We start from the raw sequence: 15,689 nt of genomic DNA, 5'->3' as shown, positions 1-15,689 counted from the left end.
GCAGCATATTCGCTGCCCGTTCTCTTATGGTTTGGTTTAGTAAGGGTCAATGAAACTGCTCGGGTCGTCTTGATCATGATGTTCATCTGGATTGATGAGGTCGGTATGTTTATCGCCTTTATCATCGTCATGTTGCAAGGCTGATTCCAACTCATCAGCACCAACAAATGATGTGTCTATCGAATCCGTGTCATCTGCAAGAACCAGATCAATATCGTCAGGTAATGCTACCTGCCCAGGCATATCGGAAGCAGCCTTTACAGGCTCAATCCCCAATGCAGAGAGATATGCGGCCGCACCATGTTGAGTGTCTTCGGTGTTTGCAAAATTATCTTGCTTAGTGCCCTGTTCTTCGTCATTAGTAACGTCATCTGAAGTCAACATAACGTCAGCTTCAAGTGACTCTTCGTCCATAGGCTCGTCAGCCTGCGACATAACTGGTGGCGGAGGCGGTGGGGGCGCTAATGGTGAAACATCAATACCAGTAAGCGTTGTTAAATCAATATGGTGCCCACTGTGACCATGAACGGATTGTGAGTGAAGGTGCAAGTGAACCGCCACTTGTGAATTTTGCGCGCCGCCTACAGTTAGAATGAAAGTGTCAGTTTCATCGGTACCGGCTCCATAACTGCCACCGGTATGTGTTTTGATTACACCCGAAGATGCCCCATAATCGTAATCTAGATGGCCAGTGTTTGGGTCTACGTGTAACGTACCAAACTGACCATGTAGGCTAGTGACGACATGGCCAGCTGCTCCCATTATTCCCCAACCACTATGTTGCGAACCACTTGTTTGCTGCGGTGGTGTGCCCAATGAGGCATGAAGGTCTTGGTGACCTGCACCCCCAGTTATTTGCGGGGAGACAACTAATGTTGGGGTAATTGGTCTGTCAGTATGTCCATTAATGACAACTTGTACTTCTTTAGATGCCGTGCCTCCGTGTCCATCATCAACTGTAATGCGGAACTTGTCGGTTAAAGTGTCACCGTCATTGAGAGCGTCGACGGTCGGATTGTTGTCATTGACCTGGTACTGCCATGTTCCTGTTTTGTCATCAAAGACGACCTGACCAAATTTCGGCTGATGTTGAGCATCAATGGCGACGGAAAGGTGATCGCTATGGTCGACATCCGATATCAACACTGAACCGCTTGCGGTTAGGCCTGAGTCTTCATCTACGGATGGAGTAGAAGTCTGGCTAGTGATTGTCGGAGTGTCGTTGGTGCCATGAATAGTAATGACGATGGAATGTTTTTCACCGCTGGCACTTTGTACTTCATATTCAACTTGAGCGGTTTCACCTTGGGATAGGTGTTGAACATTGGCATTGGGAACACTATAGGTCCAATCTCCAGCTTGCCTAATTGAAAGACTACCCCCGAAATTATCATGGAGGGCATGAGCGTTGAGAGTGGCGTGGAAATGATCTTGACCCGAATCGGGGTCGGTAACATCGAGAACTCCGGTGGTAAAAATCGTTTGTTGGCTGTTACCTTGAACCTGTTGGTCTTCAGTGACGTTTCCTGTGTCTTGCCCTGAAAATACGGCTTTGTCATCAACTGGCGCTAGGGTCATGGAAGCGTTGGTTTGAACATGTCCACCATGTTCATCGGTGACGTCATAGTGAAAAACGACTCTTCCATTGTAGTTTTGTTCGGGTGTAAAACTAAATGTTCCATCATGGTTATCGACGACCATCCCATGGTCGGCAGTCAGGTTGTGAACCGACAGGTGACTGTTGTCATCAATATCAGTCGCATTCGCTAATAAGTCGGATGCCTGTAACACAACGGGGGTATCTTCGGTGCCTTGTGGCAAAGTGATTGATGCTGTCACCACTGGATCATCGTTAGTGCCGTGAACTGTTACTGTAATTACTTGCTGAGCCGTTCCATCAATGGATTCGACCGTAAATGTTTTCTGGTAGCTTTGTCCTTCACCCAAATGCTGAAGTTTGGAGTTGTCTATGGTGTACTGCCATACTCCTCGAACATTGATTGAGAAGTGACCGCCTTCCTGTGTGTCAAAGCTTTGCGCGACAAAACCTGCTTGACCATGGTCAGGATCGATAACATGTAGATTACCGCCACTCCAAACTTGATTTGGCGTGCTGCCCGGCGCTAAGTTATCTTCATAGGCGTGATTGGCAAGTGATGAGTACTGACCAACGGTGATTCGCGCATTGTCATCTTCTCCCGTCACTTTAACGATGATATTGAGCCTTTGGCCATCACTTGTCCTGATTTGATATGGGAACTCTAAAGACTCCCCCTGATGTAAACTATCGACCAGATCATCGGCATGACGGTTCGTTGCATATTCCATCGTAAACTTGTAAGAACCATCTGGCCAAATATACAAGCTTCCGGGCGCATAACCTTGCCCCATATAACGCCCACTAAACGCGAACTGGGTGTGGTCCCCTGTGTCGGGGTCGGTCAGTTGCAAATTACCTTGATAAACCGATGTTTTACTCTTTAACGCCTCAGATTCAGTCATCTGAATGACATTGGATGTGAGTACGGCTTTATCGTCCGTTCCTTCAATAGTGAAGGTTGCCGTTTGCGGAGTTTGCCCACCATGCCCATCATCGACAAGGTAACTCACCACAACTTGCTGTGTTTGACCTACCGATAAATGTTGAAATGCAGAGTGGGTAGCATCAACGACGATGGAATGGCCATCTGTCCCTAAAGTAAAACCGTCTGGTAAATGATTGGTCTTAGCGGCACCGTCGACTGAGTAGCTGATTTGCGAAACAGATAAAGCGTCGCCTTCTTTGTCCGTTGCGCCTGTGAGTAGATCAACAGCGTGGTGATTGCTTGAATCTTCTTTCAATCGTTCATCAATTGACTGCACGTCAGGCCGATCATTAACTGAATCCACAGTCATGGCAGCAGACGCTGGAGTACTTCCTCCATGGGCATCGTTCACTTGGTAGTGAAAGTGCAGTGGGCCGCTGTAATCAGTTTCTGGAAGTAGCGTGTATGTGCCGTCACCATTATCTAAAACCGAGCCGTGATCCACGGTAAGTTGAGAGATAGAAAGCTGACCGCGATCATTGCTGTCGATGTCAGTAGCATTAGCAAGGAGTTCTGCTTGGGTGATGACTTGGGTCGCGTCTTCTTTACCTGGATTGAGCTGTACATCAGCAGATACCGTTGGGGCGTCATTAGTGCCGTGGATGGTGAGGGTAATAGTATGTTTATCGCCTCCGGCACTTTGCACTTCATAACTTACTTGGTGAGTCTCCCCCTTACCTAAATGCTGCACATTGCCATTCGGCACACTGTAAGACCAATCGCCCGCTTTACCTATCGTGAGTGTTCCGCCATACGGATCATGCAATGCATGAGCGTTTCGGGTTGCTCTAAATTGATCTTCCCCAGAATCTGGGTCAATGACATCCAAAACACCTGTTGTAAATACGGTGTGTTGAGCATCACCTTGAACGTGGTGATCTTCGGTAAGAGCCCCCGTATCCGTACCAGAGAAACGAGCCGCATCTCCAGTTGGAGTCAGTATCATGTTCGCTCCAGTATGCGTCACACCTGAATGAGCGTCTTTCACATCGTAGGTGAAGTGTACTTGACCGTTATAGTCTTTATCTGGAGTGAAAGTATAAGTACCGTCGTGGTTATCTTTTATCGAACCATAGTCGGCCATGAGATTGGCGATACTCAGTTGGCCTTGGTCGTTATGATCAACATCGATAGCATTGGCCAACAAATCTGCTGCTGTAATAGTTTGAGCGATGTCCTCTTTACCCGAGTTGAGTTGTACCTCACTCGATATCGTTGGTGCATCATTGGTTCCATGAATGGTGATGACGATATCGTGGGTGGTGCCATCTTTGGAGTGAACGGTGATGGTGTCAGTGAGGGTTTCGTTTTGCCCGAGCTGTTGGATAGCAGGTTTACTGTTGTCAACTGAGTAACCCCAATCGCCTCTGTCATTGATGTACAAACGTCCGCCAAGCTGGGTATGGTATGCGTTAGCTAAAAGCTTGGCATCAAACTCAGACTGACCCGCATCTGGATCCGTTACCGTCAGTGTGCCATACGTATCCAGCTGTCCGGCTAACCCTGAAACGCTTGAAGCCAAATTATGGTCTTCGGTGACATCTCCCGTATCTTTTCCGCCAATAACCGCTGCATCATCTTGCGGAGCTAGGTTCATCGAAGCGGTTTGCTGTACAGACGCACCATGCTCATCTTGTATTTGGTAGCTAAACTGGACTGGACCAGTGTAATCCTTATCTGGTGTAAAACGGAAAGTACCATCATGGTTGTCTGTAACTTTTCCGTGGTCGGCAGAGAGATTGTGTATGCTCAGTTGTGCGTCATGGTCAATGTCACTGGCATTAGCAAGTAAGTCAGAGGCTTGCAAGGTCACACCTGAGTCTTCTCTTCCTGCCGCTAAGGTGACTGATGATGATACTGTGGGAGCATCATTGGTGCCTGTAACAGTAATTGTAATAAGGTGTGACGTCCCATCAGCAGAATGAACCTCATAGATGACATCTTTCGTTTCACCTTGCTTTAGGGCTTGTACTGCTGGATTGCCATTTGCTAGAACGTAATCCCAATTGCCATAACGGTCGATGTGCATTTCTCCTTGGAAGGGGTCACTGATAGCCCTTTCATGTCCAAACGCTCCCGACGCTCTGAAGTGGTCTTCACCAGCATCAGGGTCCGATACTGAAAGGCTACCCACCACTTGAATGCGATGCATTGAATCTGGCAAAACGTGTTTATCTTCGGTTATTGAACCTGTATCGGTGCCGGCAATTATTGCAGCGTCACCTACTGGCGCTAACGTCATCCTAGCCCCCGTATGCGTCACACCTGAATGCGCATCTTTTACATCGTAGGTGAAGTGTACTTGACCGTTATAGTCTTTATCTGGAGTGAAAGTATAAGTACCGTCGTGGTTGTCTCGAATTGAACCATGATCAGCATGCAAATTAGCAATAACGAGTTTGCCAGTATCGTTAGCGTCAACGTCGACAGTATTAGCCAGTAACTCGGTTGTCGTGATGGTTTGGGCGGAGTCTTCTCTACCCGAATTTAGTTGTACTTCAGAAGCGCAATAAGGTTTGTCGTTGCTTCCATGAATCGTAATAACAATGTCGTGTGACGTACCGTCTTTAGAATAAACGGTAATGGTATCTGTAAGAGTTTGATTTTCACCTAGTTGGTCTATGGTCGTTCCAACAGTTGTTTTTCTGTTGCCCACCCAGTCAACGCTACCAACCGTAACATGGTAATGCCAGGTACCATCAGTGTTTAATAGTAAGTGTCCGTACTGACCATGGTACGAGTTGTTCCAAGCGCCACCTTTAGGGTCAAATTGTGACTCACCACTATCTTGATCAGAAATATCCAACTTACCAGTAGCTGATAATGCCGCTTGTCCTAATTTAGCCATACCTGGTTGGGCGTAATCTGGAGACATGTTTTGTCCGGCGTTGCCTTCTGTGACACCCCCAGTATCCACACCACCAATAACCGCTGAGTTGTTGACCCCTGTGACGGTGATTGAGAGGTTTTGAGTGCTGCTTACGTTGTGTTCATCTGTGACAGTGATTGGAATAGTAAGGGTTTTAGCGACACCTGATGCTAACGATTGATATGCAGAGTGACTAGGGTTGAAGCTGTAACTGCCGTCTGGATTTACCACCAAACCATCAACCTGGGGCGCGCTATAAGTTAATGACGCGCCAGTATCTATATCCTGACCGACCATTTGCCCTTGCAGAACGCTACCGCCTTCCATAACCGAATGAGATTGAGCATTAATGGTAGGTGCATCGTTAGTGCCATGAACCGTCAGCTCAATGGTATGTGTGGTGCCATCTACCGATCGTATTACCGCAGAATCGTGTTTCACCTCACCTTGCGCCAAGTTTTGTATATTGCGATTGTCGATCGTGTAGGTGTAGTGGCCGTCACGCATGAGCACTACATGTCCACCAAGCTTCGTGTCATAGCCGATACCCTGATAGGTTTGTGGCCCAATGTTTGGATCAAACTGGGCTTCACCTGCGTCAGGGTCTTGGATGTTTAATTTGCCTTCGTAGTGTATTTGGTAATGAGTATCTATGTAGCCACGATCTTCTGTAACTCCACGCAGATCGGCATTGGTTTGAGCATCGGTGATAATGGCATTATCAGGAGCCGCCGTAAGATCGAATTTTGCTTGAGTACTGACGCTACCACCATGTCCATCAACTACGTCGTACGTTAGTTTAATCTCACCATTGAAATCTTTATCTGGTGTGAAAGTGTAAGTACCGTCCTTGTTGTCTGTGAGGCTACCGTGTGTGGCCTGCAAATTACTCACATGCAAAATATCGGTAGTATCTACATCGCTCGTATGCGCCAAAAGATCCGATGCTTTTATTGTTACTGGTTGATCTTCTTTTCCGGCAGGGAGCTGCGTCCAACCACTAACTACTGGATTGTCGTTGCTACCTTGTACATCGATAACAATTTTATGAGGAACGGTTGCTCCAGCACTATCGGTGGCTGTAACCCAAAAGGATTCTGATTGATGCTCACCAGCCGCTAACTTGTCTGTCGCGCTCCCAATTGTATTGTCTAATCGATAATGCCAGTGACCTTGCTGGTCAATGGAGAGTGTCCCCATTTGTCCTTGAGGCTGGGTTACTGCCCATTTAACAGTATCGGCAGTATCCAAATCTGAAGCTGTCAGTGTTCCAGTTGCATCGGCTGTTCCCGGAGTACTGGAACCTTGCTCGATGATGTTTCCAGTTGAGACTCCAGAAATAGTAGGGCGGTCATTAGTACCGTTGATAGTGACTTTAACTGTCGAAGGCGTACCGTCAACTGAAGTGACGGTAAAGGTCTCTTCGACCTTGACACCAACATTGAGTTGATTAAAGGCGCTGTTAGCTGTGAACGTCCACTGCCCGTTAGCATCGATGGTCAAATCACCGTTGGTGCCATGTTGAGTTGAGGCAGTAAAGGCGTTATCTGGGTTATCGACATCGGTGCTGGTTAGGGTGCCTGAGGTGGTAACTGCGGTATCGGTCTCATTCACTGCTACGGTTGCTGAGCTAACCGTTGCGGCATCGTTGGTGCCGTTGATGGTGACCTTGATGGTTGAAGGTGTGCCATCGACTGAAGTGACGGTAAAGGTCTCTTCGACCTTGTCACCAACGTTGAGTTGATTGAAGGCGCTGTTGGCGGTGAACGTCCAGTGCCCGTTAGCATCGATGGTCAAATCACCGTTGGTACCGTGCAGTGTTGAGGCAGTGAAGGCGTTATCTGGGTTATCAACATCGGTACTGGTTAGGGTGCCTGAAGTGGTGACTGCGCTATCAGTCTCATCCACCGCCACGGTTGCTGAGCTTACCGTCGCCGCATCATTGGTGCCGTTAATGGTGACTTTAATGGTTGAAGGCGTGCCATCGACTGAATTGACGGTAAAGGTCTCTTCGACCTTGTCACCAACATTGAGTTGATTAAACGCACTATTGGCGGTGAACGTCCAGTGCCCGTTAGCATCGATGGTCAAATCACCGTTGGTGCCAGTGATCGAATCTGGTGTAAAGACGTTGTCTGGGTTATCGACATCGGTGCTGGTTAGGGTGCCTGAGGTGGTGATCGCTGAGTCGGTCTCATCGACAGCTACCGTTGCTGAGCTTACTGTTGCGGCATCGTTGGTGCCGTTAACCGTGACTTTAATGGTTGAAGGCGTGCCATCGACTGAAGTGACGGTAAAGGTCTCTTCGACCTTGTCACCAACGTTGATTTGATTGAAGGCGCTGTTAGCGGTGAACGTCCAGTGTCCGTTGGCGTCGATGGTCAAATCACCGTTGGTGCCAGTGATCGAATCTGGTGTAAAGGCGTTGTCTGGGTTATCGACATCGGTACTGGTTAGGGTGCCAGAGGTGGTGACTGCGGTGTCGGTTTCATCGACAGTCACGGTTGCGCTACTCACGGTAGCTGCATCGTTGGTGCCGTTCACTGTAATGGTAACGTGGTGGGTTGTACCGTCCGCCGAAGTTACGGTGAAGGTGTCTGTGGCGGTAGCAGATTTGCCTAACGCTTGAACAGTCTGGTTGGTGTTGTCCAGATCGTAAGTCCAGGCACCATTGCCTTTGAGATGCAGAGTGCCTAGAGTGCCAACAATATCAGTAATGGAGAAGTGCGCTTCACCGGTATCCACATCAGTAATGCTCAGCTTGCCCGAGGTTTGAAGTTGAGACTCTTCCGTCACAGCACCGGTGTCTGTACCTGCAATCACGGCTTTATCGTTAGTACCGTTCACGGTAATGGTAACTTGGTGCGTCGTACCATCGGCTGATGTAATGGTAATAGTATCGATGGCGGTAGCGCCTTTGCCTAGCGCTTGAACTGTCGGGTTGGTGTTATCCAGATCGTAAGTCCACGTACCATTGTCTTTTAGGTGCAGGGTGCCGAGTGTGCCAACTATATCTGTATTGGAGAAGTGCGCTTCGCCTGCATCAACATCGGTAACAGTCAGAGTGCCTGATGTCTGTAGCTGAGATTCCTCAGTGACCGTGCCGGCATCAACTCCTGCAATAACAGCATTATCATTTTCACCACCAATGGTCATGTTAAGTACTTGTGGTGTCCCGTCTTTGGTATGGATGGTGAATGATTCGTGTAGTTCGGCTTTCTGAGTAAGAGCTTGAATGTTGCTCTGGGTATTATCGACTTGGTATTGCCACTGACCGTCTGAGTTTATCTTTAGGGTTCCGAATTGACCGTGGATCTTTTCCACTTTTACTGAGCCTTCACCATGGTCTGGGTCAATTACGTCAATTTTACCCGAAGTAGTAATTAATCCCTCGGAATCAACGTTATGGTCCTCCGTTACAAGCCCGTGCAAATCTCCCTTTATAGAAGGTGCATCTTGTTTACCTTGAACTGGGATTTGGACAATTGCTGTGGAACCATTTGAGAGATGTAGAGTAAAGGTGTCAGTTCCAGGTTCTTGTTTTTGTAAAAGAACATAAGCAGGTGACTTGGGATCGAGCGTAAAGGTGTACTTACCGTTGACATCTACATGCAAAGAGCCGTATTTCCCTTTGATAGTTTCATCTATGTAAGTGACGGGTTGTTGCGAGTGCGTTGGAACCGTTTGCCTATCCACAGCTGGCACCGGTTTCGAGGAAGTCTCCAGCACTTTGGGAACCAGCGATTGACCAACGAAATAATGGACGACTGGGTGAAGCTTGGTAGATAAGTGATGTGAAGAGTGATGGACCGGAACATGCTTTTCATCATGGACACCGACTTGAGTGACCGGTTCAGTTGTAACTTCTATGTCTGGTTGGTTCGTTTTTACCTCTGCTAGAGGTTTTTGGGCTGTGGGCTGATGATTATCAGCGCTCGGTGTGCTGGCCTCAGCTACGTTGATAGCTTGACTGTTCACTAAGGCTTGCTCACTGGAGTCGCTTAAGGACAATGATGGCAGGATCATTAAAAGCTCACGCGGTATCGGAACACTAACCTTTACCTGAGAAAACAATCGAACCTTTTGATTGGCTTGAGCTTTTCGTTTAGGTTCTGAGGAGCCTTTCACTGGGGAGCCTGGTTTATAGTGTTTCTTGTCTTCAGTAGCCATGGAGGATACCTGTCCAATTGCACACACAATAACTTCGGATAAGTATAGGAATAGGTGCATTGAATTAACAACTAACTGATTAAATTAATTGGTTTTTTCAATGGTGGAAAGCTAATCTATACAACTTTTTGCTGTAAGAGAGCATTCAAGTGTATCCAACAGTGGAAGTCGGTCTCGTTCAGCATCGATATCATATGGCAGGGGGAGGATCTTGTTATGCTAAGACTCAGCTTCCAGGCGTGGTCTGAAATCTGAGCGAGTACATATCAGTGGATACTGCCTTTTGCTTGTTGGCTCATTCATATCCAAAAACGAGCTCCGGTGAATGTCTGCTACTGGCTCAAACTCGTCTATCAAGTTTGGTCCCGCCCTATGGTCGAAGCCTACCAGATCACGTTACAACCAATTCGAAATTCGCCTTACTAACCCCCTTGTCACAAACATGACAAAGCTCACAAAAACTTTGCGACAAAATCTCTGACATTCTTTGTGTAGCATCTCCCACATTTATAAAAACGTAACAAAACCATAAAGATAGATAAATGCTTCGGACAAGGCACTCGGATTGCAACAGCCTAGCTGTGTGATAACCAGTGGTTGCAGCGAAGCATTTAACGTCTTCTGGGCACAGCGCCTACCCGTGTTTCACGGTTCCCCACAGAGATAGGGCTGTGTGTGACAAATTTGCATCGCAATGCTTCCCTGCAATCCTGGTTGTCGCCCTATCCATGCACACAGCTATCCAGGCTAACAACATAGGGCGAAGCTTATGTGGAACTATTCAGAGAAAGTGAAAGAGCATTTTTTCACGCCGCGCAACGCAAAAGTCGTTGAAGAAGCCAATGCCATTGGCGATGTGGGTTCAATCAGTTGCGGTGATGCACTCCGGCTCACCTTGAAGGTCAATCCTGACAGCGAAGTTATTGAAGACGCCGGATTCCAAACCTTCGGCTGTGGCAGCGCCATTGCCTCCTCATCCGCACTCACTGAGATCATCATTGGTAAATCGCTGGAACAGGCGGCATCTATCTCCAATCAGGATATTGCTGATTACCTGGATGGTTTACCGCCTGAAAAGATGCACTGCTCGGTGATGGGTATGGAAGCGCTGCACGCAGCGATTGCCAACTATCGTGGCGAAACCTTTGTTGATGACCACGAAGAGGGTGAGCTTATCTGTAAGTGCTTCGCTATCGATGATGCCATGATCAAAAAAGTGGTGGCACAAAACAGCCTGACCACGTTGGAAGAAGTGATCCATTACACCAAAGCGGGGGGTGCTTGTACCGCATGCCACGAGAAGATCGAGTGGGTGCTGGAAGAGTGTATTGAAGACTACCAGGCGGCTGGCGCAAGCACAGAAGTGGCGCCTAAAGCGCCCACTTCTATCGTGCAGAAAGTAAAGCGTGTGGAAGAGGTGCTCGACCAACTCAGGCCACAATTGCAGGCCGATGGTGGCGATGTACAGCTATCAGATATCGATGATGACATGGTGTTTTTGACTCTAACGGGTGCGTGTTCAGGTTGTGGTTTGTCAGGTGCGACATTGGCAATGATTGAACAGCGTCTGAGCGAAGCATTGGGTGAGTCAATCACGGTTTACCCTGTGGGCGGCGCTCGCATCCCTGAGGCAGGAGGTGTGTCATGAGTCTTTTTAACAAAACTTCTTATACCAGCCCGTTATCAGGTGCCAGATTACCTGATCCGATTGAAGGTGCGTATCTGGATAACAACGCGACTACGCAGGTTGATCCGCGTGTAGTCGATGCCATGTTGCCATTTCTTACGTCGTTTTATGGCAACCCATCTTCAATACATCAGTTTGGTCGCCCCGTAGGGCAGGCAATTGAAACTGCGCGCCAGCAGGTGCAGGGCTTAATTGGTGCCGAATTTGCCAGCGAAGTGGTGTTTACCTCCTGTGCGACGGAAGCGTCGACCACCGCCATTATGTCTGCGATAGAAGCTTTGCCGGATCGCAAGGAGATCATCACTTCCAAAGTAGAACACCCGGCGACCCTGCAGCTTTGTGAACATTTGCAGCGTAAGGGTTACACCATCCACTGGATCCCGGTGGATAAGAAAGGTCGCATCGATATGGAGTCGTATAAGGCTGCACTGAGCGACCAGGTTGCTGTTGTCTCAATGATGTGGGCCAACAATGAAACTGGCACCTTGTTTCCGATCCGAGGAATGGCCGATTTAGCTAAACAGCATGGTGTGCTGTTTCATACCGATGCGGTGCAGGTTGCAGGCAAGATCCCCATTCAGGTGGCGAACAGTGGTATTGATTTGCTGTCGCTCTCGGGCCACAAGTTTCATGCCCCCAAGGGGGTGGGTGCACTCTATATTCGCCGTGGCACCAAGTACCGTCCATTAATGCGTGGTGGTCATCAGGAGCGCGGTCGTCGCGCTGGTACTGAAAACGTCAGTGGCATTGTTGCACTGGGGGCAGCATCTGAGCTGGCCATGCGTTCAGTGCAGGAGGACACAGCCCGTATCGCCATGTTACGTGATCGTCTGGAGCATGGTTTGTTGGCGCGTATTCCCAATGCTTTTGTGACTGGGGATGCCAGTAATCGTGTACCAAATACCTGCAACATCGCCATCGAATATATCGAAGGGGAGTCTGTATTGCTGATGCTGAATCAACACGGCATTGCGGCGTCGTCAGGCTCGGCTTGTACTTCGGGCTCTTTGGAGCCATCCCATGTGATGCGGGCAATGGATATTCCCTATACCGCCGCGCACGGTGCCATTCGCTTCTCGCTGTCGCGTTTTACCACCGATGAAATGATCGATCAGGTGCTGGCGGTACTGCCAGATATCGTTAAGCAGCTTCGTACCATGTCGCCATACTGGAACGAAACGGAAGGCAAACCCCATGAAGCGGAATTTGCCCCGGTATTTGCCTGATCTGAGTGTGGCGACGGTTCGTCGCCCATAGGAGTAGCCTATGGCTGTGATCATTAATGACACAACGTTGCGCGATGGTGAGCAAACCGCAGGGGTAGCCTTTACGCCGGAAGAGAAACTGGCGATCGCGGCGAAACTGGAAGCGGTGGGTGTGCCAGAGCTGGAAATTGGTATTCCCGCCATGGGCGCCCGTGAGCGAGAGGTGATGGGGGCTATCACGGCCTCTCTTACCACCACTCAAACCATGGCCTGGTGCCGAATGGTCGCTGACGACATCTATGCCTGTCGTGGTTTAGGTTTGGACTGGGTGGATCTCTCAATCCCGGTATCTCCCCAACAGATGCAACACAAATTGGGCATCGGTCGCGCTGAGGTGCTGTCCCGCATTCAACATCATGTCAGAGTCGCTCTGGATGAAGGGTTAAAGGTGTGTGTTGGGATGGAAGATGCCTCTCGCGCCGATCCTGCGTTTCTCTATCAAGTTGCTGAACAGGCTGAACTGGCCGGTGCCAGCCGTGTCCGTTTTGCCGATACCTTGGGCATTCTTGACCCTTTCACCACCGAAGAGACTATCAGTGGGCTGGTAGATTACACCGGGCTGCAAGTTGAGATGCATGCCCATAACGATCTGGGTTTGGCCACCGCCAATACCCTGGCCGCAATTACTGCTGGCGCCCATTCGGTAAATACCACGGTGAATGGTTTGGGTGAGCGTGCAGGTAATGCGCCCCTAGAAGAGGTGGTGATGGCGATGGAGGTGATCCGCCAGGGCCGTTATCGCGGCAAAGTGGGTATCTCTGTAAGTACCTTGCCGGAGATCTGCGATCAGGTTGCCGCCGCTGCTGGCCGCAGTATCTGCCAGCAAAAATGTATTGTTGGTCAGAATGTGTTTACCCATGAATCGGGGATCCATGTCGATGGTTTGCTGAAACACCCCGAAAACTATCAGGGCTTTGACCCGGCATTACTGGGCAGACAACACGCGCTGGTATTGGGTAAACACTCTGGCAAACAGGCGATTAAGAACCTCTGCCTGGCGCAGGGGATTTATTTGGATGATAGCCAGTGCGAGCACTTTCGTACCATTTTGGCGCTATGGGTAGAAGCGAACAAACACAGCCCGTCCCCTGAGCAGGTGGTTGAATTGGTAAAACATCACCTCAAAGAAAACCTGAAAAAGCAGGAACAAGAGTCTCGTTCCGAGCGGCTGAAAGTTCTACCCCAGTGCCACCATCCCCGAAACCATGCTGGGCTGGCGAATATCGCCGAAGGAGAATAAAAATGAGTGAATTGGCTTTAGAGAGTGGCTCAGCTAGTCCATGCAGCTTGCCCGCCAGCGATCTGGATTTGGCGATGGCTGAGCTGGCCACGGCGGAGGACTTTCTGCGCTTTTTTGAGATCCCATTTAAACCTGATCAGATCCGCCATCGCCGCATTGCGTTGATGCGTAATTTTGGCCAGCAGGTTGAAGGGATGGATGAACGCAAAGGCTGGCGCGGATATCGTCAGGCGCTGGAAGCAGCCCTCAATCAGCTGCTTAATGGTGAGAGCGTGCCTTTGGCGGAGTCAAAATGCGGAAGTTGCACCGCATGTGATGACGATGTGCCTGCCGCTGATACCCCCCTTGTAGAGACAGCGCATATCTCATCCTGTATTGCTTCAGAGAGGGCGCCAGCTAGCATGGCGAAGGAGGCGGATCATGTTCGGCGCAAAGTTTGAAACCGGAGACAAGGTACGCCTGATTCGCAATATTCGTGATGATGGCTCCTACCATGTGAAAGCAGCAGGGAAGAGCGGCACCGCGCATCAGGACAAAGGCAAGTTATTGGTGCGCCGCGGCGAATTGGGCTATGTGCGCCATGTCGGCGTTTTTCTGCAGGATCAGATCATCTATCAAGTTCACTTTATCGATATCGACAAAGTGGTTGGTTGCCGTGAACGTGAGTTAATTGACGGCGAATTGGCCTGGCAACCCAATGCCTTTGAATATGGCGATGATGTTGAGCTGAGTATTTCGCTTTCAAGCGACGGCGTAGTGTTCGCCAAAGCCGGAGACTCATTGAGCATTCTCGGCGTTTACCGTTCAGATATGAGTGAAACGGAATCTAGTGAATCATCGCCTGTCGGCCCGGAATACCGGGTGCAATGGCAAGACCGAGAACTGCTACTGCCAGAGCGTGCGATCAGGTTTAAGCAAAAGGAAGGAGCGGTACAGTGACGGAACAAAGCGCAGCAGAAGCGCTGCAAAACGAACATCCAGGTTTTGATATGGCGAGAGACAATGCGCCGCTCGCCTATATTCGAATGAAAACCTGTTTGGCCAGATTTGGTGTCACCGAAGCAGAGCTCTCTGACGTGGATCTGGCTGAGCTGGAACAATCGGCCATCCGCACGTTTCAGTTACAGAGGGCGGTTATCAGTACCAATGAAGCTGCTGGCGTGGTGACAGAGCCTCAGCAGGTAGAAGATGCCGTGGCCGAATTGGCAAAACGATTTCCCGATCAGGAATCGTTCAACAAGGTGCTGCAAACCAATCAGCTCGACTTGGATGGTCTTCGTCTTGCGTTGTATGAGGAGCTACAGGCTGAAACCGTTCTTGACTACATCTGCAGCGATGTACCGATTATCAGCCGTGAACAAGCGTTTATCTATTACGAAAGCCACCCAGATAAATTTGCCCAGCCGGAGCGCCGAAAAGTCAGCCATATTCTGCTAACCATCAATGATGATTTTCCGGAAAATACCCGTGAACAGGCGATGGCGCGTATTACCGAACTCAAGCATCAGGCAACGACGGAAACCTTTGAACAACTGGCAAAACGCCACTCAGAATGTCCGACGGCGATGCATGGTGGTTTGTTGGGGCTGACACCGAAAGGGCAACTATATCCAGAAATCGACCAGGCGCTGTTTAACATGGAAGCAGGTGAAGTATCTGAGCCTATCGAGAGCGAAGTGGGCTTTCACCTGATCCTCTGCCATGAAGTGATGCCTGAGCATAAGGTCAGTTTTGCGAATGCATGCGAGCAGATCCGCCACGCACACCTAAACCGCGCCAAGAAAGCGAAAAAGAAAACCTGGCTGGCCAATCTGATGGCGACACAACGACCGTTAGACGGTTAACTAAATCATTTAATTCAATTGGTTGGTTC

Annotated in this window: 7 protein-coding genes; 6 read left to right on the top strand and 1 reads right to left on the bottom strand. The window is 49.3% G+C overall.

Annotation, left to right across the window (positions count from 1 at the left end; genetic code table 11):
* Window positions 1-36: 36 nt before the first annotated feature.
* Complete coding sequence (locus ABEA14_RS04655) at window positions 37-9,150, bottom strand: VCBS domain-containing protein (RefSeq protein ID WP_345338705.1); 9,114 nt, start codon at window positions 9,148-9,150, stop codon at window positions 37-39.
* Between the two features lie 1,243 nt (window positions 9,151-10,393).
* On the opposite strand from ABEA14_RS04655, the gene nifU reads away from it, so the two are divergent.
* From nifU to nifM, 6 genes are read left to right on the top strand one after another with little or no spacing between them, the layout of a single operon-like run.
* Entirely contained in the window at window positions 10,394-11,272 is an 879-nt protein-coding gene (gene nifU / locus ABEA14_RS04650; RefSeq protein WP_345338704.1) for a Fe-S cluster assembly protein NifU, read from the top strand.
* Entirely contained in the window at window positions 11,269-12,537 is a 1,269-nt protein-coding gene (gene nifS, locus ABEA14_RS04645) for a cysteine desulfurase NifS (RefSeq protein WP_345338703.1), read from the top strand. The genes nifU and nifS overlap by 4 nt, the downstream gene beginning before the upstream one ends.
* Before the next feature lie 40 nt (window positions 12,538-12,577).
* The gene (gene nifV, locus ABEA14_RS04640; RefSeq protein ID WP_345338702.1) at window positions 12,578-13,816 is read left to right on the top strand and encodes a homocitrate synthase; all 1,239 of its coding nucleotides are present in this window, start codon (window positions 12,578-12,580) and stop codon (window positions 13,814-13,816) included.
* Between the two features lie 2 nt (window positions 13,817-13,818).
* Window positions 13,819-14,256: a nitrogenase-stabilizing/protective protein NifW gene (locus ABEA14_RS04635; RefSeq protein WP_345338701.1), complete on the top strand. Its 438-nt coding sequence runs from the start codon at window positions 13,819-13,821 to the stop codon at window positions 14,254-14,256.
* The gene (locus tag ABEA14_RS04630; protein ID WP_345338700.1) at window positions 14,237-14,755 is read left to right on the top strand and encodes a nitrogen fixation protein NifZ; all 519 of its coding nucleotides are present in this window, start codon (window positions 14,237-14,239) and stop codon (window positions 14,753-14,755) included. The genes ABEA14_RS04635 and ABEA14_RS04630 overlap by 20 nt, the downstream gene beginning before the upstream one ends.
* The gene (gene nifM, locus ABEA14_RS04625) at window positions 14,752-15,660 is read left to right on the top strand and encodes a nitrogen fixation protein NifM (RefSeq protein WP_345338699.1); all 909 of its coding nucleotides are present in this window, start codon (window positions 14,752-14,754) and stop codon (window positions 15,658-15,660) included. The genes ABEA14_RS04630 and nifM overlap by 4 nt, the downstream gene beginning before the upstream one ends.
* Window positions 15,661-15,689 lie beyond the last annotated feature (29 nt).

The sequence above is a fragment of the Corallincola platygyrae genome, from assembly GCF_039544265.1.
Taxonomy (GTDB): domain Bacteria; phylum Pseudomonadota; class Gammaproteobacteria; order Enterobacterales; family Neiellaceae; genus Corallincola; species Corallincola platygyrae.
This window is presented reverse-complemented; position numbering and strand designations above follow the sequence as displayed.